Origin of the sequence: Flavobacterium filum DSM 17961 (assembly GCF_000425465.1) — a bacterium.
In the GTDB taxonomy this organism is placed as follows: Bacteria; Bacteroidota; Bacteroidia; order Flavobacteriales; family Flavobacteriaceae; genus Flavobacterium; species Flavobacterium filum.
Map to the genome: position 1 here is coordinate 1 of NZ_AUDM01000016.1, position 21,556 is coordinate 21,556.

General features: G+C 33.9%; 23 protein-coding genes and 2 tRNA genes. 12 read left to right on the forward strand and 13 right to left on the reverse strand.

Going from position 1 to position 21,556, the window contains the following annotated elements:
* The 5 genes from H601_RS0110515 to H601_RS0110535 all read right to left on the reverse strand — a co-directional run.
* Positions 1–250: transposase (locus tag H601_RS0110515; protein ID WP_026711486.1), on the reverse strand; the 250-nt coding region annotated here is incomplete at its 3' end.
* A 74-nt stretch (positions 251–324) separates the two neighbouring features.
* Complete coding sequence (gene lepB, locus H601_RS0110520; protein WP_026711487.1) at positions 325–1,002, reverse strand: signal peptidase I; 678 nt, start codon at positions 1,000–1,002, stop codon at positions 325–327.
* Positions 1,003–1,012: 10 nt separating this feature from the next.
* Complete coding sequence (locus H601_RS0110525; protein ID WP_026711488.1) at positions 1,013–2,038, reverse strand: quinone-dependent dihydroorotate dehydrogenase; 1,026 nt, start codon at positions 2,036–2,038, stop codon at positions 1,013–1,015.
* A 37-nt stretch (positions 2,039–2,075) separates the two neighbouring features.
* The gene (locus H601_RS0110530) at positions 2,076–3,200 is read right to left on the reverse strand and encodes a cysteine desulfurase family protein (RefSeq protein ID WP_026711489.1); all 1,125 of its coding nucleotides are present in this window, start codon (positions 3,198–3,200) and stop codon (positions 2,076–2,078) included.
* Positions 3,201–3,538: 338 nt separating this feature from the next.
* A complete protein-coding gene (locus H601_RS0110535; protein WP_026711490.1) occupies positions 3,539–5,635 on the reverse strand; it encodes a glycoside hydrolase family 97 protein in 2,097 nt (698 codons plus the stop codon).
* 116 nt (positions 5,636–5,751) lie between these two features.
* On the opposite strand from H601_RS0110535, the gene H601_RS0110540 reads away from it, so the two are divergent.
* Positions 5,752–6,750: a hypothetical protein gene (locus H601_RS0110540; RefSeq protein ID WP_026711491.1), complete on the forward strand. Its 999-nt coding sequence runs from the start codon at positions 5,752–5,754 to the stop codon at positions 6,748–6,750.
* Here H601_RS0110540 and H601_RS0110545 read toward each other — a convergent pair.
* The gene (locus H601_RS0110545; RefSeq protein WP_342663352.1) at positions 6,747–7,307 is read right to left on the reverse strand and encodes a Smr/MutS family protein; all 561 of its coding nucleotides are present in this window, start codon (positions 7,305–7,307) and stop codon (positions 6,747–6,749) included. The genes H601_RS0110540 and H601_RS0110545 overlap by 4 nt on opposite strands.
* Complete coding sequence (locus H601_RS16510; protein ID WP_026711493.1) at positions 7,294–7,473, reverse strand: hypothetical protein; 180 nt, start codon at positions 7,471–7,473, stop codon at positions 7,294–7,296. Before H601_RS16510 ends, H601_RS0110545 begins: the two co-directional genes overlap by 14 nt.
* 99 nt (positions 7,474–7,572) lie before the next feature.
* Here H601_RS16510 and H601_RS0110560 point away from each other — a divergent pair, with 99 nt between their 5' ends.
* Positions 7,573–7,854, forward strand: coding sequence for a DUF2752 domain-containing protein (locus tag H601_RS0110560; protein ID WP_342663353.1), 282 nt, complete (start codon positions 7,573–7,575; stop codon positions 7,852–7,854).
* 24 nt (positions 7,855–7,878) lie between these two features.
* Positions 7,879–8,211, forward strand: coding sequence for a CCC motif membrane protein (locus tag H601_RS0110565; RefSeq protein WP_026711495.1), 333 nt, complete (start codon positions 7,879–7,881; stop codon positions 8,209–8,211).
* A 25-nt stretch (positions 8,212–8,236) separates the two neighbouring features.
* Here the strand turns inward: H601_RS0110565 and rocD are convergent, their stop codons facing one another.
* The gene (rocD, locus tag H601_RS0110570) at positions 8,237–9,517 is read right to left on the reverse strand and encodes an ornithine--oxo-acid transaminase (protein ID WP_026711496.1); all 1,281 of its coding nucleotides are present in this window, start codon (positions 9,515–9,517) and stop codon (positions 8,237–8,239) included.
* 184 nt (positions 9,518–9,701) lie between these two features.
* Between rocD and H601_RS0110575 the strand changes: the two genes are divergently transcribed.
* The 5 genes from H601_RS0110575 to H601_RS0110595 all read left to right on the forward strand — a co-directional run bounded on the left by H601_RS0110575 (position 9,702) and on the right by H601_RS0110595 (position 14,416).
* A complete protein-coding gene (locus tag H601_RS0110575) occupies positions 9,702–11,135 on the forward strand; it encodes an SLC13 family permease (protein WP_211223547.1) in 1,434 nt (477 codons plus the stop codon).
* A 139-nt stretch (positions 11,136–11,274) separates the two neighbouring features.
* Positions 11,275–11,715, forward strand: a complete 441-nt coding sequence (locus H601_RS0110580) for a hypothetical protein (RefSeq protein ID WP_026711498.1) — start codon at positions 11,275–11,277, stop codon at positions 11,713–11,715.
* 105 nt (positions 11,716–11,820) lie between these two features.
* The gene (rlmD, locus tag H601_RS0110585) at positions 11,821–13,233 is read left to right on the forward strand and encodes a 23S rRNA (uracil(1939)-C(5))-methyltransferase RlmD (protein ID WP_026711499.1); all 1,413 of its coding nucleotides are present in this window, start codon (positions 11,821–11,823) and stop codon (positions 13,231–13,233) included.
* A complete protein-coding gene (locus H601_RS0110590; RefSeq protein WP_026711500.1) occupies positions 13,234–13,725 on the forward strand; it encodes a DUF6452 family protein in 492 nt (163 codons plus the stop codon).
* Positions 13,697–14,416: a DUF6048 family protein gene (locus tag H601_RS0110595; protein ID WP_026711501.1), complete on the forward strand. Its 720-nt coding sequence runs from the start codon at positions 13,697–13,699 to the stop codon at positions 14,414–14,416. Before H601_RS0110590 ends, H601_RS0110595 begins: the two co-directional genes overlap by 29 nt.
* Before the next feature lie 3 nt (positions 14,417–14,419).
* Here the strand turns inward: H601_RS0110595 and H601_RS0110600 are convergent, their stop codons facing one another.
* On the reverse strand, positions 14,420–14,650 hold the full coding sequence (locus H601_RS0110600; protein ID WP_026711502.1) for a hypothetical protein: 231 nt from the start codon (positions 14,648–14,650) through the stop codon (positions 14,420–14,422).
* 120 nt (positions 14,651–14,770) lie between these two features.
* Between H601_RS0110600 and thrC the strand changes: the two genes are divergently transcribed.
* The 3 genes from thrC to H601_RS0110615 all read left to right on the forward strand — a co-directional run bounded on the left by thrC (position 14,771) and on the right by H601_RS0110615 (position 18,288).
* Complete coding sequence (gene thrC, locus H601_RS0110605) at positions 14,771–16,063, forward strand: threonine synthase (protein WP_026711503.1); 1,293 nt, start codon at positions 14,771–14,773, stop codon at positions 16,061–16,063.
* Between the two features lie 150 nt (positions 16,064–16,213).
* Positions 16,214–17,875, forward strand: coding sequence for a PAS domain-containing sensor histidine kinase (locus H601_RS0110610; protein ID WP_245571644.1), 1,662 nt, complete (start codon positions 16,214–16,216; stop codon positions 17,873–17,875).
* 2 nt (positions 17,876–17,877) lie between these two features.
* Positions 17,878–18,288: a response regulator gene (locus H601_RS0110615; protein ID WP_026711505.1), complete on the forward strand. Its 411-nt coding sequence runs from the start codon at positions 17,878–17,880 to the stop codon at positions 18,286–18,288.
* 53 nt (positions 18,289–18,341) lie between these two features.
* On the opposite strand, the gene rpsT is transcribed toward H601_RS0110615, so the two are convergent.
* From rpsT to proS, 4 genes are all read right to left on the reverse strand, one after another.
* Positions 18,342–18,593 (reverse strand): 30S ribosomal protein S20, encoded by a 252-nt coding sequence (gene rpsT, locus H601_RS0110620; protein WP_026711506.1) that lies wholly within the window; start codon positions 18,591–18,593, stop codon positions 18,342–18,344.
* Positions 18,594–18,743: 150 nt separating this feature from the next.
* Positions 18,744–18,815 (reverse strand) — tRNA-Glu (locus H601_RS0110625).
* A gap of 36 nt (positions 18,816–18,851) precedes the next feature.
* Positions 18,852–18,923 (reverse strand) — tRNA-Glu (locus H601_RS0110630).
* Positions 18,924–18,999: 76 nt separating this feature from the next.
* On the reverse strand, positions 19,000–20,478 hold the full coding sequence (gene proS, locus H601_RS0110635) for a proline--tRNA ligase (protein WP_026711507.1): 1,479 nt from the start codon (positions 20,476–20,478) through the stop codon (positions 19,000–19,002).
* A 100-nt stretch (positions 20,479–20,578) separates the two neighbouring features.
* Between proS and H601_RS0110640 the strand changes: the two genes are divergently transcribed.
* Positions 20,579–21,553 (forward strand): hypothetical protein, encoded by a 975-nt coding sequence (locus tag H601_RS0110640; RefSeq protein WP_026711508.1) that lies wholly within the window; start codon positions 20,579–20,581, stop codon positions 21,551–21,553.
* Positions 21,554–21,556: the final 3 nt, after the last annotated feature.

Genomic DNA, 21,556 nt, shown 5'->3' on the forward strand with positions numbered 1-21,556 from the left:
GGTCTCTGGGTGTTTCTAATTCAAAACTTCCTAAACCACTGGTAATTGTTTTCTTTGCTTTACCGTTACGCCTATTTTTTTCTGATTTAGTCTCTTGGACGTGATCTGTTATTTCACTCTCAAGTGAAGCTTCTAAAATCATTTTTAAAAGCGGTGTAAAAACACCATCTGCACCTGTCAAGGGTTTACCTTGCTTTAATTTCTCTATAGCTGACTTAGAGAAAGACTCAAAATCGAATTGTTCGCTCATAATAAATCAAATTTAAAAAATTCATCCTTCTATTTTTTATATTTGACACAGTTTATTGAGCATACTCAATAAAGTTAATTATTAAACAAAACTGTTCCTATAATATCCGAAAAATTTATGAATCCCAAATATCTTGAATCTTCAGAATTATCTCTGTTATCACCTAACAGAAAAACTTTACCCTCAGGTACTTTAATCGGACCAAAATTATCTTTATTCCAATCATGTTTGAAAATACTTTTTATATTCTTATCAGTATCTTTTTCAGTAACTCTTTTATGACCAAAACCCTTTTTATTGGCAAAATTATCATCAATCGATACTATTAGGCTGTCATTATTAATGAATTGAGAAATAGATATGTAATGTTGCTTTTCATTTAAAGCTAAATTTTGATAATTATTAGAAGTTAAAAAATAGTTGTGAATGAAGTTTACATCTTTATCTCTATTTTCGTTATTTATAAATACAACTCCATTTTTAATTTCAATTATATCGTTTTCTTTTCCACACAATCTGAAAATTCTAACCGCTTTTCCAAACTTAGCATCTTCAAACTTGAATGATACAAAATCACCATTTATAGGGTTTATCAAATTTGAAATCAGAATTTTAGAATTCATTTTCAAATTAGGCTCATTAGCAACAGTAGAATTGTTATAAATACTTAAAACGCCCGTTATGTTTAGGATAAAATAAATTGAATAAAGAACTACTGCAGTAATAAGTGAAAATTTAAATATTTTTTTCATCACTAATTATTTAAAATTTACCATTCTTCAAAATCCTTTGGTTAATCTCCTTTATTAATCTCGGACCTTCATAAATGAATCCGGTGTAAAGTTGGACTAAACTGGCACCGGCTTCTAATTTTTCTATCGCATCATCTGCTGAATGAATCCCTCCTACTCCAATGATAGGAAAGGCACGATTGCTTTTCTCACTCAAGAAGCGAATGACTTCAGTAGAACGTTTGGTTAGCGGTTTACCGCTTAATCCGCCCATTTCGGTTTTGTTTTGTGATTTTAGGCCTTCTCGAGAAAGTGTGGTATTTGTGGCAATGACCCCTGCTATTTTAGTGGATTTGACAATGTCTATGATGTCTAACAATTGCTCATCCGTCAAATCAGGGGCAATTTTTAAAAGAATAGGTTTAGATTTAGCTTTGGTTTCATTTCGGTTTTGAAGGGTTTGCAGCAATTGCGTAAGGGGTTCTTTGTCTTGCAAGGCTCGTAAATTGGGCGTGTTTGGTGAACTCACATTCACCACAAAATAATCCACGTAAGGGAATAAGGCTTCAAAACAGATTTCGTAATCAGAAGTAGCTTCCTCGTTGGGTGTATTTTTATTCTTCCCGATGTTTCCGCCAATTAATACGCCTTTGTTTTTTTTCAAACGCTCAACTGCTTGTGTTACTCCTCCATTATTAAATCCCATACGGTTGATGATGGCCGCATCTTCTTTGAGCCGAAATAGTCTTTTTTTGGGATTACCTTCTTGCGGTTTTGGGGTTAAGGTTCCTATTTCGATGAATCCAAAACCAAAATTGGACAACTCTTGATATAACTTTGCATCTTTATCAAATCCTGCTGCCAATCCTACCGGATTTTTGAATTTCAATCCGAAAACTTCCCGTTCTAATTTCGGATGTTTCACTTCATACAGTGATTGAAATAATTTTCCCATGCCGGGTATTTGATGTAAAAAACGAATCAATGAAAAGGTAAAATAATGTACTCGTTCCGGATCGAAACAGAATAATAGAGGTCGAATCAGTAGTTTATACATGGTTGTGTTGTTGTGGTACAAAAATAAGGAATCCCGCTTACATCGCTACCAAACACGACACAAAATAATCGATTTCTTCTTTTGTATTTTCGTGACTGAAGGACAGTCGAATACTGGGGCATTCTAATTCTTCCACCGTTAAAAATTCGGCCAATACGTGAGAAGGTTTACTGCTTCCCGATTGGCAAGCACTTCCTCTGGAAACTGCAATTCCTTTCATGTCTAATTCAAACAAAATCAACGCTGATTTTTCTTTGGGTAAAGGCAATTGCACATTCAGAATAGAGTAAAACGTTTCCAAACCCCCATTGAATTTAATTGTTGGAAATTGAGCAGTCAATTTTTCAATGGCGTATTTTTTCAATTCAAAAATCGCATTTCGTTCGGTATCTAAATTTTGATAAGCGATTTCGAGTGCTTTAGCCATTCCGGCAATTTGATGGACTGATTCGGTTCCGGCACGTAAACCTTTTTCTTGTTCACCACCTAAAAGCAGCGATTGCATGGGCGTATTTTTTCGCACAAAAGCAAAGCCAACCCCTTTTGGTCCGTGGAATTTATGAGCACTAGCCGTTAAAAAATCGATGGGTAATTGTTGTACATCTATTTCTGTTTTCCCAATGGATTGTACCGTATCAGAATGAAAATAGGCTTTGTGGTCTTTACAATGTGACGCCACTCGCTCCATATCCAATACCACACCGGTTTCATTGTTCACCTGCATTAAGGATACCAGGGTTGGGATATTTGTCTCTAATAATTGTTCAAGTTGGCGATAATCGATATGCCCGTTTTCTAAAATGGAAAGAAATTCAACTGTAATTCCGTATTCTTTTTGTAAAGCCAACACCGGATACAATACAGCATGGTGTTCGATTTTGGTAGTAATAATGCGTTTTACTCCTAATTTTTGTACTGCATTTTGGAGTATCCAATTATCGGCTTCTGTACCGGAAGAAGTGAAAATAATTTCCTGAGCGGAACAATTCAGTTGCTTGGCTATGCTTTTGCGTGCCGATTCCAAAATCACTTTGGCTCCCCGACCATAGCTGTGCGTTGAAGACGGGTTGCCGAATTCAGTTTGCATCACCTTTACCATTTCCTGAATGACTTCAGGACGGATGGAGGTGGTGGAGGCGTTATCGAGGTATATTTTGTTCATTTATTACGTAGCTTTTTGACCTGCTTCGCAGGAGATTCCTATTTCGACTTCGTCATCTTGCGGAATGACAAAAAGATGGATTATCTTGCTTTTTGTCCTGCTTCGCAGGAGGTTCCTATTTCGACTTTGTCATCTTGCGGAATGACAAAAAGATGGATTATCTTGCTTTTTGTCCTGCTAAGCAGGAGGTTCCTATTTCGACTTCGTCATCTTGCGGAATGACAAAAAGATAGAATTTCACTTTCGTATTACCTATTACCCATTACCTATTACCTATTACCCATTACCTATTACCTATTACCCATTGCCTATTGCCTATCTCCTAATACCTATTTCCCTTAAAGAGGAAAGAAACTAATCGCTGTTCCTCCACCTGCTGCTAGGTTCAATTTTATTTTAGACTTTGCGGTTACTTCGATGGTTTTGATGGTATATGCTTTAGGATTTTTTTCCCAATGAGCGTCTTTTCCGTCTTGGTAAATGGTGGCTTTGTATTTTTTACCCGGTGTTAGGAAGTCTACTGTTATTTCAGTACTTCTTGGATTTTCATCGGTGATGGCTCCTAAAAACCAGGTTTCTTTTCCTTTAGTTTTTCGGGCGATAGTAACGAAATCTCCGGGTTCGGCTTCCAAAATTCGGGTATCGTCCCAATCTACTTCTACATCCTTGATGAATTGAAAGGCATCCGGATAACGTTCGTAATTTTCAGGTAAATCAGCTGCCATTTGTAACGGACTGTAAATCGTAACATACAAGGCCAATTGCTTGGCTAAAGTGGTATGGACTTGTTCTTTTTTAGCTGCATCATAATGACTCATTTTGATTTCAAAAATCCCCGGTGTATAATCCATTGGTCCTCCCAAAAAGCGAGTAAACGGTAAAATCGTTTCATGAGCAGGTGGATTTCCTATACTCCAGGCATTGAACTCGTTTCCACGAGCGGCTTCGGCTGCAATGTAATTGGGGTAGGTACGATGTACACCGGTTGGTCGTGATGATTCGTGAGAATTGACCATGATTTTATATTCAGCTGCACGTTCTACTACCCAATTAAAATGATTCACCATCGTTTGACCGTCATGCCATTCGCCACGCGGAATTATTTTGCCAACATAACCGGTTTTCACGGCATCATAATTGTGTTTTTTCATGAACGAAAACGCACGGTCCAATCGGCGTTCGTAATTGGCTACCGAACCCGAAGTTTCATGGTGCATGATCATTTTGACTCCTTTGGATTGTGCATATTTTTTAACTTCTTCTACATTGAAATCAGGATATGGCGTTACAAAATCGAAAACATTTTCTTTCCAATTGCCAAACCAATCTTCCCAGCCTACATTCCAACCTTCTACCAAAACGCCATCAAAACCGTGTTTGGCGGCAAAATCAATGTATTTTTTGGTGTTTTCAGTGGTAGCACCATGTTTTCCGGTAGGTTTTAATTCAGCATCCTGAGCCATCTGAGCATTTTGTGAGCCGGCATAATCCCAAGTAGCTTTTCCCACGTGCATTTCCCACCAAATGCCGACATATTTCATAGGTTTTATCCACGAAGTATCTTCAATTTTTGAAGGTTCATTCAAATTGAGTGTCATTTTTGAAGCTAGTATTTTTCGTGCATCATCACTCACCATGATAGTTCTCCATGGCGTATTGGCCGGTGCTTGAAGATACGCTTTGTCACCAATAGCATTGGGTACCAAATGCGATTGCATTAAAAAAGTTGACGTATCTACATCCAAATGCATAATCGGGTAATTGACTACGGCGGCTTCAAAAATATTCACATACATTCCGCTGGGTGACTTTAGCATTACCGGTGATTGAATTCTAGATTTCGCCATTGGTCCTTTCATGCCGATACCGTTATTCATATCCAATTTAGTAACATCAATTTCGGATAATTTGGTTTCGTTATAAACATATTCCTGACTATCATAATCGCCCGGAATCCAGAAAACTTTGTAATCTTCCGTTAAGGCAAATTGGGTCGTTTCATCACTAATAACAAAGTAATTCAGTTTTTCTTGTGCCGGAATTTCATATCGAAAAGCCAACCCTTCATCAAACAATCGAAAAACGATATTCATTTTACGTTGGGTAGTTTTTTGAAATAATTCAACCGTTAACTCATTAAAATGATTGGTAATTTCTTTTTGTTCACCCAACACAGGATTCCATTTTTCATTCACTGTTTTTATAGCATGATTTTTAATTTCAAAATCAGCCGCTAACGTATTGGTTTGTTTCAACACTAATCCTAAAAAAGAGGTCTCGACAACAGCTTTGTTTTTGTACAACAATGAATAGTAAGGTCTTCCAATTTTGTTCACCCCTACTTTAAGTTCCAATTGGTTGTTGGGCGAATTCAGTTTTTGAGCCATTGCAAAAGGGGTTATAATCACAAAAAATAACAATACTACTTTGTTCATTTTAAATTTTTTTTTGAATTTCAAAGATACGGAATAAGGTTAAAAACATCCTAATTAAAAATAAATGCTTTTCAGAGAAGTTAAAAGTTCTATTTTTGCTTATTATTTTTGGAATTATGAAACACTTTTTTTGGATTTTACTTTTAACCATAAGTCTTTTTGGATGTGACGATGGTGATTTCAATATCGATACTTTTGATTTTTCAACTGTTTCTTCCGCCTCCTGTAATAGTGGAGCTTCCGGATTTTTTGTATATAAAATAAATGGTTCTGAAGTGCTTTTACTTCAAATTCCTGAAAATAATTTTATCAATGAAATAACGCCAGATGGTCAACCTCGTACAGTTAGCATTACCGGTGCCAATAAATTAATATATAGAATATATAATGGTACCGTTACAAGTGGAGCAATATGTACGACCATTCCACCTGCCAATCCAACCGTTACGGAAGAATGGAATGCTGTTTCCGGAACAATTGAAATTACGACTACAGCCAATAAAACTACAAATGACACAGATAATTCCTCTTTTGTATCCGGTTATACTCATACAGTAGTCATTCGAAATGTAAATTTTGAAAAAAGCAATGGAACACAACAATTATATAGTGTTTTAGATTTTGGAAATTATATTACAACAGCCACTCCACCGGCTAATTTTGTGGATTTTACCTTGAAAGCATGTGATACTTCTTTTAATTTTGTTTATAAAGTGGTGGGTAGTCAATCTCTACGGTTAACTACAGATGGTAGTCTTTTTCTTAATGAAGTAACTACGGCAGATAATCCCAGAAAAGATTTAATCGGTTCTACCTATCAATTGCAATTGGATTATTATGCTGACAACATTAACGATGCCTTTATGTGTGCAAGTCCAACACCAACAACTCCCACATTATTACAACGATGGACAGCTCAAAATGGAGTAACCGACGTAAGTGGAATCATTGAAGTAGTAACAACCGAAGAATACGAAATTCCAACCGACAATCAGAGTCCGTTAGTTGGTTATCGCCAAACCATTACGTTGAAAAAAGTGACCATGGAACGCAACGGAGTAACTTTTAAATTAGGTGATTCGTATGCATTAGGAGCAATAGTTACTCCGCTTTAGAAACTATTTTTCTGAATAAAATAAACTTCGGTAGCACCAAATCCATATTTTTGGAAATTGGCTTCTTGAAAGGTTATGTTATCATACCGTTTTAGCAAGCTTTCCAGTTCATACTTTAGGACCCCTTCTCCTACTCCATGAATAAAAACTATTCTTGGAATTCTATTTCGTTGAGCAAACTCCAATTGGCGTTTAGCCGTTTCGAGTTGTATATTTAAGATCTCATAATTGTTCATTCCTTTTTTGTTTGGAACGAGTTTTTCGATGTGAAGGTCGATTTCAATAGCATAATCCTCTTTTCTGGATTTTTTAGCTTTTTGAGTAATCGCTTTTTTTGAATCAGCTTTTTCTTTTAAAGCAGCGTTCACCTTTTCTCGTGAAAAAAATGAATGAAATTCAGCCTTTTGCTGGTCGAGAATTAATTCCTTTTGATGAAAAGTCAATAAAAATCCATCTTCGGTTTCAATATCAATAGTATCATTTTTGATGGCCACAATTGATCCTTTAACATCATCATCGATAGCCATAACCGAGTCGCCAATTTTAAACATCCTCATCTTCGTTTTGGTTTTTACTGGGAATTTTTTGCATGAGTTTCATGACACCAATCATTACAAAAACAATAGCTGCTGTTTTTCCCAAAAGATGATAAGGTGAATCTTTGGGTAAATAAAACGCAAAGAAAAGTGCAATGCACATTGGAATCAAAAACCAATTTTTCATGAAATATGGCTATATTTTACTTCGTAAAAGTAAAAATAATTATAGTAAAGAAATCAAAGAAAAACATTTTTTTGTAAAATTGTATTTTAAAAATTTCCAATGATGGAGGAATACATGTTACCTTGTTTGTCGAAAAAGCTTTTTGGCATTGATTGTTTCGGATGCGGTATTCAGCGTTCGTTGGTTTTATTGATGAATGGTGATTTTGAAGGAGCTTTATACATGTATCCGGCTATTTACTCGATGCTCCTTTTTTTTCTTTTTATTGGAATCAATTTATTGGACAAATCAAGAGACTACCATAAAATTATTGTATTATTGGGTATCATTACTGCTTTTATCATGGTCTTTTCCTATTTTTATAAATTAATCTATTACTAATCAATACTAAAAATCAACTTATTTATGGAAAAACAAAAATTACCCAATGCCACAGCGGTTTTAATTTTAGGAATCCTTTCGATTCTCACCTGCTGCTGTTATGGAATTTTAGGAATTATTATGGCGGTTATAGCTCTTGTCTTGGCTAAAAAAGACACTCAATTATATTTAGCAAGTCCGGAACTGTATTCCAATTATTCGAACATCAAAACCGGAAAAGTTTTGGCCTATATTGGATTGGTTTTAAGTATTTTGTACTTGCTTTTGGTTATTTGGATGTTCCTAACTTTTGGATTTGAAGGAATGCAAGACCAAGAATTAATGGAAGAAAAAATCAGAGAAATGTTCGGACAATAAAAAAAGGGGAGTTTTCCCCTTTTTTTTATCTTTCAAATTCTTTTACCGATTTGATAATGATTTCGACACATTCGTTCAATTGTTCTTCATTCATTACTAAGGGTGGAGCAAAACGTATGATGTTTCCGTGAGTAGGTTTGGCTAGCAGTCCATTTTCAGCCATTTTCATACAAATGTCCCAAGCGGTTGAGCTGTCTTCGGTATCGTTGATTACGATTGCATTCAGAAGACCTTTGCCTCTCACTAATTTTACAATTGAACTGGTTTGAATGTACTGATTCAATTTTTCTCTGAAAATTTTACCCAATCGTTTTGCATTTTGAGCTAAGTTTTCGTCATATACTACTTCTAAAGCAGCTGTTGCCACTGCTGCAGCCAAAGGATTTCCACCGAAAGTAGAACCATGTTGACCGGGTTTAATTACGTGCATAATTTCATCATCGGCTAAAACAGCAGAAACCGGATAAACACCACCGGAGACCGCTTTACCTAATATCAAAATGTCCGGTTTGGAATAGGTTTCTTGTTGTTCACAATGGTTTTCGCAAGAACAATTTCCACACACAGCTAATAGAGAACCCGTTCTGGCAATTCCGGTTTGCACTTCATCCGCAATGAATAAAACTTCATGTTTTTCACATAAAGCTTTAACTTGTTTTAAGTAACTTTCATTGGGCACATAAACGCCTGCTTCCCCTTGGATGGGCTCTACCAGAAAACCGGCAACATTTGAATTATTTTCTAACACATTTTGAAGAGCCTTTACATCATCATACGGAATACGAATAAATCCTTCTGTGTAGGGACCGAAATTTTTTCTTGCATTTTCGTCATTTGAAAAAGAGATAATTGTAGTAGTTCGACCATGAAAATTGTTATCACAAACAATGATTTGGGCTTGGTGTTCGTCTAAACCTTTCTTTTCATACGCCCATTTACGACAAATTTTGAGAGCGGTTTCAACAGCTTCTGCACCAGTATTCATGGGCAATATTTTTTCAAAACCAAACATTTTTGTGATAAACTTCTCATAAGAACCTAGTTTATCATTGTAAAAAGCTCGAGAAGTTAAGGTCAACGTTTGTGCTTGTGTTACCAAAGCATTCACAATTTTAGGATGACAATGACCTTGGTTCACAGCAGAATAGGCTGATAAAAAATCATAATATCTTTTTCCTTCTACATCCCAAACATAAACTCCCTCTCCACGGGATAATACAACAGGAAGCGGATGATAATTATGAGCTCCATATTGGTCTTCTAAAGCGATTAATGCTGATGAATTGGTTTTTTCTAAAACTGACATTTTTATACAATTTAAAAAATAAGTAACTTACCATTCCTACTTTTACAGGGAGAGAAATCATCCTTTTGACTACAAAAATAAGAAATATTAGAGAAAACGATTGCGTAGATAGTTAAAATAAAAATGATTATTATCAATTTCAAACCTAAAAAAAGTGCTTAATTTTACTGAAAATTAGAATAAAATGGCAGATTCAAGAAATTATTCGCTCAAACAGTTGACTAAGTTTGAATTAAAAGTTGCCCGTCAAAATCGGACGATTTTATTTTTATTTTCGGCTGTACTTTCCATCTTGTTGGTTATGATACTTAGGGACCAATCATTCACGCCCACTCAAGATTATGTTTTATTTTTATTGTTTTTTTCTATCGGATTATGGGTTACTGAGGCTATTCCGCCATTTGCTGTAGGTATTTTAATTGTAGGTTTTTTAGTTTTTACGATGGGACAAGAAAATACGATGGATGCCAAACGATATGTTCAAACGTGGTCGGACGGCGTAATTTGGTTATTTTTAGGTGGATTCTTTTTAGCTGAAGGAATGAAAAAAACAAAATTAGATTTTCAATTGTTAAAAATTGCTGCTCCTCGATTTGGAAATAAAGCCCAAAATATCGTTTTAGGCATTATGATGACAACCGGAGTTATTTCGATGTTGATGAGTAATACCGCTACCACAGCGATGATGATTGCCACTGTAGCCCCATTGTTTGTGCAATTAGGAAAAAATTCACCTATAACAAAAATGTTGGTTATTGGTATTCCCGCAGCAGCTTCAATTGGTGGAATGGGAACAATAATTGGTTCTGCACCCAACGCAATTGCGGTTGGAGCATTGGAAGGAATTGGTGTAAAAATTTCATTTATAGAATGGATGACAATTGGTGTACCGGTATCTGTAATATTGATTTTTCTTTTTTGGAAAGTATTGGTAGTAAAATATGCTATCAAAAACGAAATAGTATCGCTTGATTTTCTTCAAGACAATATTGAAACCGAAGAAGAATTCAGAGAAGAGGAAAAAATTAGAAAGCGAATAGTGTTAACAGTATTGCTTAGTACTCTTATTTTATGGTTAACTTCACAGTGGACAGGTATTCCGGTTTCTGCAGTTTCGGGCATTCCGATTGTTGCTTTAACCATGTTAGGCATTATTGATGCTGATGATGTAAGAGCATTGCCTTGGGATACCTTAATGTTGGTTGCGGGTGGTTTAGCACTTGGGTTAGCCATTCAGGAACAAGGAATTGCCAATTATTTTATTTCAAAAATCAGCAATGTAGAATTAAATGTATATCTGTTACTTTTTCTATTTTCAATTACAACAGTTACATTATCCAATTTTATGAGTAATACAGCGGCGACAACCATTTTGATTCCGGTTGCTATCTCTCTTTCCAGCATTTCAAGTGGATTAAACCCAATTGTTTTACCGCTTGTAATAGGACTGAGTGCCTCATGTGCTTTGCTTTTACCTGTTTCTACTCCCCCAAACGCAATTGCATACAGCACAGGTTATATTGATCAATCAGAATTTAGAATAGGAGGATTTTTTGTAGGTTTAGTAGGGCCTGCTTTGATAATACTGACAACTTTACTTTTTACTATCTTGCATTAATTATTAACCAAAAAAAGTATTGATTATTTTAAATTGTAAAAAACTAATTTTACGATATATCACTTCGATACAATAGTTTTTTAACTTTTAATTCTGTTCTTAATTTTGTAATTTTGTAAAAACACAAAAAATGTACATTATGAAAAATTATTTTTTTTACTTTTTTATTGCAAGTCTATCCATATTAACGTCTTGTTCATCCGATAGTGATAAATCAGATGTAAATTATATTAAGGCAAAAATTAATGGTGTTGACTTGAAATTTAATATTATTTCGGTTGATATAGAAGATTATACGGAATATAAAGATATCATTATTTCAGCTACAATGGAAAGTGATCCAACTAAATCAATAATAATCGCTTCTCAGTATGATGTTACCGGTGAAGGTGAAATATGGAGATGTTCACATTATTCCGGTAGTGATTATTATGAAATACAAAATGCAGATACATTTATTTCAAATATTACTAAAAATTCTAGTGGAAACTATGAAGCAACATTTTCAGGAAATTTAATTAATATGAATGATGACAGTGTGATTACATTAACAAATGGTTCCATGAAGATTAAATATTAAGATACTACATAATCAAGTCAAAGCCTTCTCAATTGGAAGGCTTTTTTTATGAAAATAAATTCTTGTAATCGTTTATAATTAGTGTTGAAAGAGTATTTTTGCGTTATGGGAAGAAAACAATCAGATAAAATAATATTTAGAGAAGTAACCGTTTTAGATGCCGGTGCAAAAGGAGTATCAGTTGCCAAAGCAGAAGATGGTAGAGTCATTTTTATACCAAATGTAGTGCCGGGAGATGTAGTTGATGTTCAAACCTTTAAGAAGAGAAAAGCCTACTTTGAAGGGAAAGCCATTCATTTTCACCAATATTCCAAAGACAGAGTAGAACCAAAATGCTCTCATTTTGGCGTTTGTGGAGGTTGTAAATGGCAAAATATGCAATATGAGAAACAATTACATTATAAAAACAATGAGGTTTACAATCATTTAAAACGAATTGGTAAAATCGATTTACCTGATTTTGAGCCTATTTTAGGTTCTGAAAAGCAATTTTATTACCGCAATAAAATGGAGTTTTCTTTTTCGGATAGTCGTTGGTTGACCGAAAATGAAATTCAACAAGAGGCTACTTTTACTAACCGAAATGCTTTAGGTTTTCATATACCTAAAATGTGGGATAAAATTCTCGATATTGAACATTGTTATTTACAAGAAGATCCTTCAAACGCCATACGAAATTCGATTAAGGCTTTTGCAAATCAGCATGAAATCCCTTTTTTTAATGCCCGAAATCAAACCGGTATTCTGAGAACGTTGATGATTCGAACTTCTTCAACTGGAGAAATTATGGTTTTGTTGCAGTTTTTTAAAGAAGAAAAAAACATGCGTGAGGCATTGCTCAATCATATCAAAACTACTTTCCCATCCATCACTTCTTTGTTGTATGTTATCAACGAAAAAGGAAATGATACGTTGTACGACCAAGAAATTAAATTATTTCACGGAAGAGATTACATCTTAGAAGAAATGGAAGGCTTGCATTTTTCAGTCAATGCCAAATCTTTTTATCAAACTAATTCTGAGCAAGCGTTTGAATTATATAAAATTACTCGCGACTTTGCCGGATTAACCGGAAATGAAATCGTTTATGATTTATATACCGGAACGGGAACCATTGCTCAATTTGTATCTAAAAAAGCAAAAAAAGTAGTAGGTGTAGAAGCGGTACCGGAAGCAATTAGCGAAGCCAAGGAAAATGCCAAAAGAAATAATATTGATAATTGTTCGTTCTTTGTTGGCGATATGAAAGTAATTTTTACTGATTCTTTTATTCAACAAAACGGTAAACCTGATGTTATTATTACTGACCCACCAAGAGATGGAATGCATGCAGATGTTGTTCAGCAATTATTGAAAGTTGCACCTGAAAAAATTGTATATGTTAGTTGTAATAGTGCCACTCAAGCCAGAGATTTGGCTATTCTTGATGCACTTTACAAAGTAACAAGAGTTAGACCTGTGGATATGTTTCCACAAACGCATCATGTTGAAAATGTTGTACTTTTAGAAAAAAAATAAATGAAAAAAATCTGGCTATTCAGTTGGCTTATTGTCTTAGTTTTAGGATGTGAAAAAGATGATATTTGCACAGAACCAAATACTACTCCACGACTAATTATTGATTTTTATGATAGTCAAAATACTTCTGTTTTAAAGCAAGTAGCCAATTTAGAAGTAATTGGTGAAGGTGCAAATTCAACCTTGAGTTTTAATTTGGTTACCCGAATTGAGCTGCCCTTAAAAACTAATGAAAATTTCACACAATATTCGTTAAATATCAATTCAACCTCGTCCACTTTATCGAATATTGATATACTGCGTTTTAACTACACTCGAAATGACATTTATGTTTCAAGAGGCTGCGGGTTTAAAACTAATTTTGAACTAAACCTTTTTGAAGGTATTGTAAAATCCAATCCGGCTGATGATGAATATTGGATTGAAAACATTGAACTGATAAAAAATAAAATTGATTCTGAAGATGATGTCCATATCAAAATGTATTTTTAGTGTTATATTGATTTGCACTTTTTCTTTCGGAAAAGCACAAAATAGTAAATCAGATAGTATACCAACTCCAAAAACAGAGCGTTATGGCCTTCGTGTGGGCGTTGATGCCTATCGATTGGTATTGAGTGTAATAAACGACAATTACAAAGGACTGGAGTTTGCTGGAGATTATCGCATTTCTAAAAATTATTATTTAGCTGCTGAAATCGGAAATGAAAATAAAACAACCAATGAAGACCGATTAAATTATACCACTAAAGGAAGTTATCTGAAAGTTGGGTTTGACTATAACCTATATGAGAATTGGTTAGATATGGAAAATCTAATTTATTTGGGATTGAGAGTTGGTTCATCAACCTTTAGTCAGGAACTTAACAGTTATAAAATCTATAATCAAAATCCTTATTTTGGAGAAGCTCCTTCAACTATTTCGGATAAAAAATATAATGGATTGAATGCTGTTTGGGTTGAATTTTTACTTGGTGTAAAAGCGGAAGTCATTTCTAACTTTTATGCCGGTTTTAGTTTCAGAATGAATTACTTAATGAGCAACAAAGAACCTAATGGTTTTGAAAATCTCTACATTCCTGGTTTTAACAGAACTTATAGTGGAAAATTTGGTGTAGGAATGAATTATACTATCACTTATTTTATTCCTATATACAAAAAGAAACTTACACCTAAAAAATAGTTTTTATAATTCTTGCACTCCTTTTTTAAAAATCCATTTCATAAATAATTTTTCTCCTTCGTTGGTTTTTACCACTTGAAACTTTGGTGCTAAAATCAAAGTTATTACAAACGAAATAATAGAAGGAAAAATTTCTTCCAACGTAGTAAATTTGTCCAACACTATTCTAAAAGGAAGAAAAATTACTACAAATGAAAGTAACTGAAATAAAAAAGATTTGGTTTTGAGTTGCATCAGACTATTTTTCACAAAAATAGTAATAAATGCGATAAAAAAACATCATTCATACTTCGATAATTGAATAAGTTTTTACATATTTACAACCTAGAAATGGCGAATTGTAAAACGAACTAAATGCTATATAAAAGTTTAAATCTTCAATCACCGGATGTTCATTTTAAAAAAGCGTTAACCGACGGACTTGCTTCTGACAAAGGACTTTATTTTCCAAAAAATATTGAACGTCTTCCAACTTCATTTTTTGAACAAATAGAGGATTTGGATGATGACTACATCTGTTTCAAAGCTATTGAGCAATTTATCGGTGATGAAATTCCGGAAGAAATTTTGAAGCAAATTGTGAAGGAAACCATTAATTTTGAGTTTCCCATAATTCCGATAAGTTCATCAATTTACAGTTTAGAGTTGTTTCACGGACCAACATTGGCATTTAAAGATGTTGGTGCTCGATTTATGTCGAGATGTTTAGCCTATTTTAATCGTGAACAACCATCTCAAAAAAACACCATTTTGGTAGCAACCTCAGGTGATACGGGTGGTGCTGTTGCAAATGGTTTTCTAGGTGTTTCAGGGGTTAATGTAGTTATTCTTTATCCACAAAATAAAGTCAGTGATATTCAGGAACGACAACTTACCACTTTAGGACAAAATATAAAAGCGGTTGAAGTTATTGGTACTTTTGATGATTGTCAAGCTATGGTAAAAAAAGCATTTTTGGACGAAGAATTGCAAAATTTGAATTTAACTTCAGCTAATTCCATCAATGTTGCGAGATGGTTACCACAAATGTTCTATTACTTTTTGACCTATAAAAAACTTAAAAAAGAAAATAAACCACTTATTTTTTCTGTTCCCAGCGGAAATTTTGGTAACAGTTGTGCCGGTATTGTCGCCAAAAAATTAGGTTTACCCATCCGTCATATAATTGCTGCCACAAACAGTAATGATACTATTCCAAATTATCTTGAAAAAGGAAATTTTGATGTGAAACCCACAATTCCAACATTATCCAATGCTATGGATGTTAGCAATCCAAGTAATTTTGTTCGTATAAAAGCACTTTATAATGATGATTTACAGCATTTGAAAGCTGAATTTTCTTCGTGTTCATACAATGATGAAGAAACAGTTAAAGGAATGAAAGAATTATTTGAACAATTCAAATATGTTTCTGAACCACATGGAGCAATTGGTTATTTAGGTTTAAAAAACTATCTTTCGAATGATTCAACTTCGATTGGTGTTTTTTTAGCAACTGCTCATCCTGTAAAATTTTTAGATACAGTTGAAAAAAATTTAAATATAGAATTGGAGATTCCATCGAGTATTCAATCGATTTTAACACTAAAAAAAGAAAAGTACACTGTTAAAACGTATGAGGAATTAAAAAAATTTTTAAATTCGTAAAAATTATTCCCAAATTCACCTTAAATATGATTACTATATTGCTCAACAAAAAAAAGTTTCTAATAACCAATCAAAGTTTATCCACACTTTTGAGCAATGAAGAGTAAATCGAATATCATTAGTTTTGTTTTTATAATTTCCTCCCTCTTTTTGGCAATTATAACCCATTTATTACTCAAGGATTATTTTCAACAAAACACAAAAGCTCTTATCACTTTTCACTTTTTGAAAGATGTTTTATTTATCATTATTGCGGGTTTGATTATACGATTTGTAATCGCTAAAAATGACAAAAGAAACATCAACATTTTAGAACAACTACAAAGTAGTACTACTGAAATTAAAGATTCCAATGAACGATATGATATTGTAGCTAAAGCAACCAGTGATACGATTTGGGACTGGAAAATTCAAGAAGATATGTTTGTTTGGAACAAAGGTATTCAAGGTGTTTTTGGTTATAAAAAAGAAGATGTAGGAACTACTTCTACATGGTGGTTTGACCGTATTCACCCGGAAGACAGTTTAAAAATGTCTGTAAAGCTTTATTCCTTTTTGGAACAAAAAACCGAACGTTGGCAAGATGAATACCGTTTTAAATGTGCGGATGGAAGTTATAAATATGTTTTTGATAGGGGATTTCTGTTATTTGACAATGAAGGAAAAGCCGTCAGAATGATAGGAGCCATTCAAGATATCACCAAACAAAAAGAAGAAGAACAGCGACTTAAATTATTAGAAACGGTAATTACGCAAACAAAAGATGCCGTTGTCATAACAGATACTGATACTTCAGAAAATCCAATACCGAACATTATATTTGTGAATGAAGCATTTACAAAAATGACCGGTTACAAACCAAAAGAAGTCATTGGAAAATCTCCAATAATGTTTGCCGGTCCAAAAGCGGATAGGAAAGAATTAGAAAAACTTTCCAATGCTATTCAAAAATATAAAGAGTGTTTTATTGAAACGATTAGTTATAAAAAGAATGGTACTGAATATTGGGTTAATTTCTCTATGATCCCCGTCACCAATAAAGATGGTGAACATACGCACTGGATTTCCATTCAAAGAGATGTGACCAAAGAAAAAGAGCAACAAAGTGAGCGAGAGCAATTGATTAGAGAGTTAACACAAAACAACAAAGATTTAAAACAATTTTCATATATCACCTCTCACAACTTCAGAGCACCGTTGTCAAACTTGACCGGTTTATTGAATTTGTTAGATGATGTTCCGGTTGAAAATGAAGAATTGCAAGAGATTTTAAATGGATTTAGACGTTCCACTCAATTATTAAATGAAACTATTGATGATTTGGTAAAAGTTGTGATTATTAAAGATAATCCTTCTATTTTAAAAGAATCGGTTTCTATCATTGAGATATTTGAAAATGTATTTTTTCAATTAAGCAATCAAATTAATTTACACAAACCAAATCTAAAGATTGAAATTGACCCAGAGTTATGCATCACCATTAATAAAGCCTATATGGAAAGCATCATTCTTAATTTAGTATCAAATGCCTTAAAATACAGATCACCCGAAAAAACTCCAAAAATCACAATTAAAGCATTTGATAAAGATAATTTTGTAAATTTGGTTATTAAAGACAATGGAATTGGTATAGATTTAGAAAAAAATCACGACAAAATTTTTGGATTATATCAACGATTCCATGACCATCCGGATAGTAAAGGACTTGGTTTATATTTGGTTAAATCACAAATTGAAGCAATGGGTGGTTCAATAGAAGTTGAGAGTCAAGTGAACAAAGGAACTCAATTTACACTAACCTTTAAAAAGTAAGAATGTTGAAAAAAGTATTGTGCGTAGATGATGATCCAATAACATTAATGTTGTGCAAAAAAGTTATCATTAAAGCGGCTTTTAGCGAAGAAATAATTTTTGCTAACAATGGAAAAGACGCAATAGATTTGATTGACAATTTTTCATCTCATAAAAATGATAATCAGGTTGAGATGCCTCAACTCATCTTTTTAGACTTAAATATGCCAATTATGAATGGTTGGGATTTTTTAAAGCAATTTCAAGAAAATTATGCCAAAGATTTTTCTAAAACGAAAGTGATTATTTTATCTTCTACCATTGATCCTTCTGATCATAATAAAGCAAAACAATACGAAAACATCGTTTCTCACTTTTTATCAAAACCAATTACGGTTGAAATGTTAGAAGAATTAAAACCATTATATTCATAAAAAAAATGCTCACTTTTCAGTGAGCATTTCTATTATATAACCGTAACTAAAAATTATAATTTTGCTACGTGTTTCGTCAATTTAGATTTTAAATTAGAAGCTTTATTATCATGGATAATATTTTTCTTTGCTAATTTATCAATCATAGAGATTACAGAAGCTAATTTTCCAGCAGCATCAGATTTATCAGTTGACATACGTAAAGCTTTGATAGCGTTTCTAGTCGTTTTGTGCTGATATCTGTTTAATACTCTTTTCTTTTCGTTGCTTCTGATTCTTTTTAAAGCAGACTTATGATTTGCCATTTTCTTTAATTTTAGATGTAATAATTTATAAATACTAGTTAAAAAAGAAAAACCTCCCACAATTGAAAAACAATCACTTTGGTTTTAACTAATAAAACAAAAACCGAGACACTGATTTTTGTTTTATAAAACTAATTTACAACTAATTTGTAGTCCGTAGGGGAATCGAACCCCTGTTACCAGGATGAAAACCTGGCGTCCTAACCCCTAGACGAACGGACCATTGAACTTTTCAGTTTCGTTTGAGAACTTAATTTGTAGCCCGTGGGGGAATCGAACCCCCCTTACCAGGATGAAAACCTGGCGTCCTAACCGATAGACGAACGGGCCATTTATCAATTGCGAGTGCAAAAATACAACTATTTTTTACACTCGCAATAGTTCAAATTACTTTTTTTGATTTTTTTTAGTAAGCTTTCGCAAAAAGTACTCTACCTACAGATGGTTTACCGCTAAACATGCAAGTTCCCTCCTCTTCTACTCTATTCAATGGTATGCAACGGATGGTGGCTTTGGTTAACTCTTTAATCTTTTCTTCGGTTTCCGCTGTTCCATCCCAATGAGCGGCAAAAAAACCTGCTTTTGTATCTAATAATGATTTGAATTCTTCAAAGTTGTTTACTTCCGTAATATGTGAATTTCTGTAATCCAATGCTTTTGCAAATAAATCATTCTGAATTGTTTCTAAAAGATTTTGAATATATTTTTCTATTCCATCTTTTGAAACAACTTCTTTGGTAAGCGTATCTCTTCTTGCAATCTCATACGTTCCATTTTCTAAATCATTTGGTCCGATTGCAATTCGAACAGGTACACCTTTTAATTCATATTCGTTGAATTTGAATCCCGGTTTGTGAGTTGTTCTGTTATCATACTTTACTGAAATTTTTAATTTGCGTAAAGCAGAAACTAATCTTTCAACTTCAGTTGAAATAGCTTCCAATTGTTCATCTGATTTATAAATAGGAACAATTACCACTTGAATTGGAGCTAAATTTGGAGGCAAAACCAATCCATTATCATCGGAATGTGTCATCACTAATGCTCCCATTAATCGAGTAGAAACACCCCAAGATGTTCCCCAAACATGTTCTTGTTTACCTTCAGCAGTAGCAAACTTCACATCAAAAGCTTTAGCAAAATTTTGACCTAGAAAGTGTGATGTTCCCGCTTGAAGAGCTTTACCATCTTGCATTAAAGCTTCAATACAGTACGTTTCAATGGCTCCGGCAAAACGTTCAGATTCTGTTTTTACACCTTTTACCACCGGAATAGCCATAAAGTTCTCCACAAATTCAGCATATACATTCATCATTTTTACTGATTCTTCGATTGCTTCTTTTTCAGTGGCATGTGCCGTATGTCCTTCTTGCCATAAAAACTCAGCTGTTCTCAAAAACAATCTTGTTCTCATTTCCCATCGTACAACATTTGCCCATTGATTTATTAACAATGGTAAGTCGCGATAGGATTGAATCCAATTTTTATAGGTACTCCAAATAATGGCTTCACTAGTTGGGCGAACGATTAGCTCTTCTTCCAATTTTGCATTCGGATCAACCATTAATTTTCCTTTGTTATCAGGATCATTTTTTAATCTGTAATGTGTCACAATGGCACATTCTTTGGCAAAACCCTCAGCATTCTTTTCTTCAGCTTCAAACATACTTTTAGGTACAAAAAGCGGAAAATAAGCATTTGAATGTCCGGTTTCTTTAAACATTCTATCTAATTCTGCTTGCATTTTTTCCCAGATAGCATACCCATAAGGTTTGATTACCATACAGCCTCTCACACCTGAGTTTTCTGCTAAATCAGCTTTTACAACTAATTCATTGTACCATTTTGAATAATCTTCCGATCGTTTGGTTAGGTTTTTGCTCATTTTAAATAATTTGGCATAAAAATTGTTTAACTAATTTTAACTAAAAAGTTCAGCAAAACTAACTATTTTTGTATAAAGAACAACAAAAAAAGCTTTGATTATGAAAACAAATAATTTCTTTTCCGTCAAAAAAACGCCCCTTATGCTTTTCAGCTTAATTGGGTTGTTTTTTTCGTCTTGTGGCTCTTATAATAATTCTTCTTATTACGATAGAGATGGTATTTATGATGATAACTCAGATACCAAAAGACAAAATAATTCCGTAGTTTCAACTACTGATAACAGTCAAACCTATCAAAACTATTTTAAAGCTAAACAATTAACGACTGATTCAGATGAAGTGTTTACAGATGTTGAAAATTATTCTTCAGCAGACCGATATGATACTATCGCAAAAAACAATAATGCTTCATGGGGTTCAAATCCTACCTCAGTTACTGTAAATGTCTATGACAATAGTTGGGGTTGGAATTACTGGAATTCTTGGTATGGACCAAACTGGGGTTGGGGATGGAATACCGGTTGGGGATGGAATGCCGGATGGGGCTGGAATTCATGGTATGGACCTGGTTGGGGTTGGGGATGGAATAACGGTTGGGGCTGGAACGCCGGCTGGGGTTGGAATTCATGGTATGGCCCAGGTTGGGGATGGGGTTGGAATAACTATCCTCATTATGCTTATAATGGCGGAAGAAGAGGTTATTATACCACCGGTTACAGAGGAAATACTGCACGTAATGGATACTACACAGGAAGAAATAGTTCTCAATTTTCGTCCAGAAACAGTAATAGAAGTACACAATTTTCTACTAGAAATAGTACACGAACAAGAGATTACAATAGTGGAAATGTAAATTCAAATACACGAGACAATAGAAGTCAATCAAACTATTCTTCAACACGCTCAAATACTAGATCTTATCAACCCTCTTCAAGTTCAACTCGTTCTTCTAACTATTCTTCAGGAAGAAGTAGTAGTTCAAGTTCTAGTAGTTATTCTAGTGGAAGATCCAGTGGTGGATCATACAGTGGAGGTGGTCGTTCTGGCGGTGGTGGAAGAGGTGGAAGAGGTTAAAAT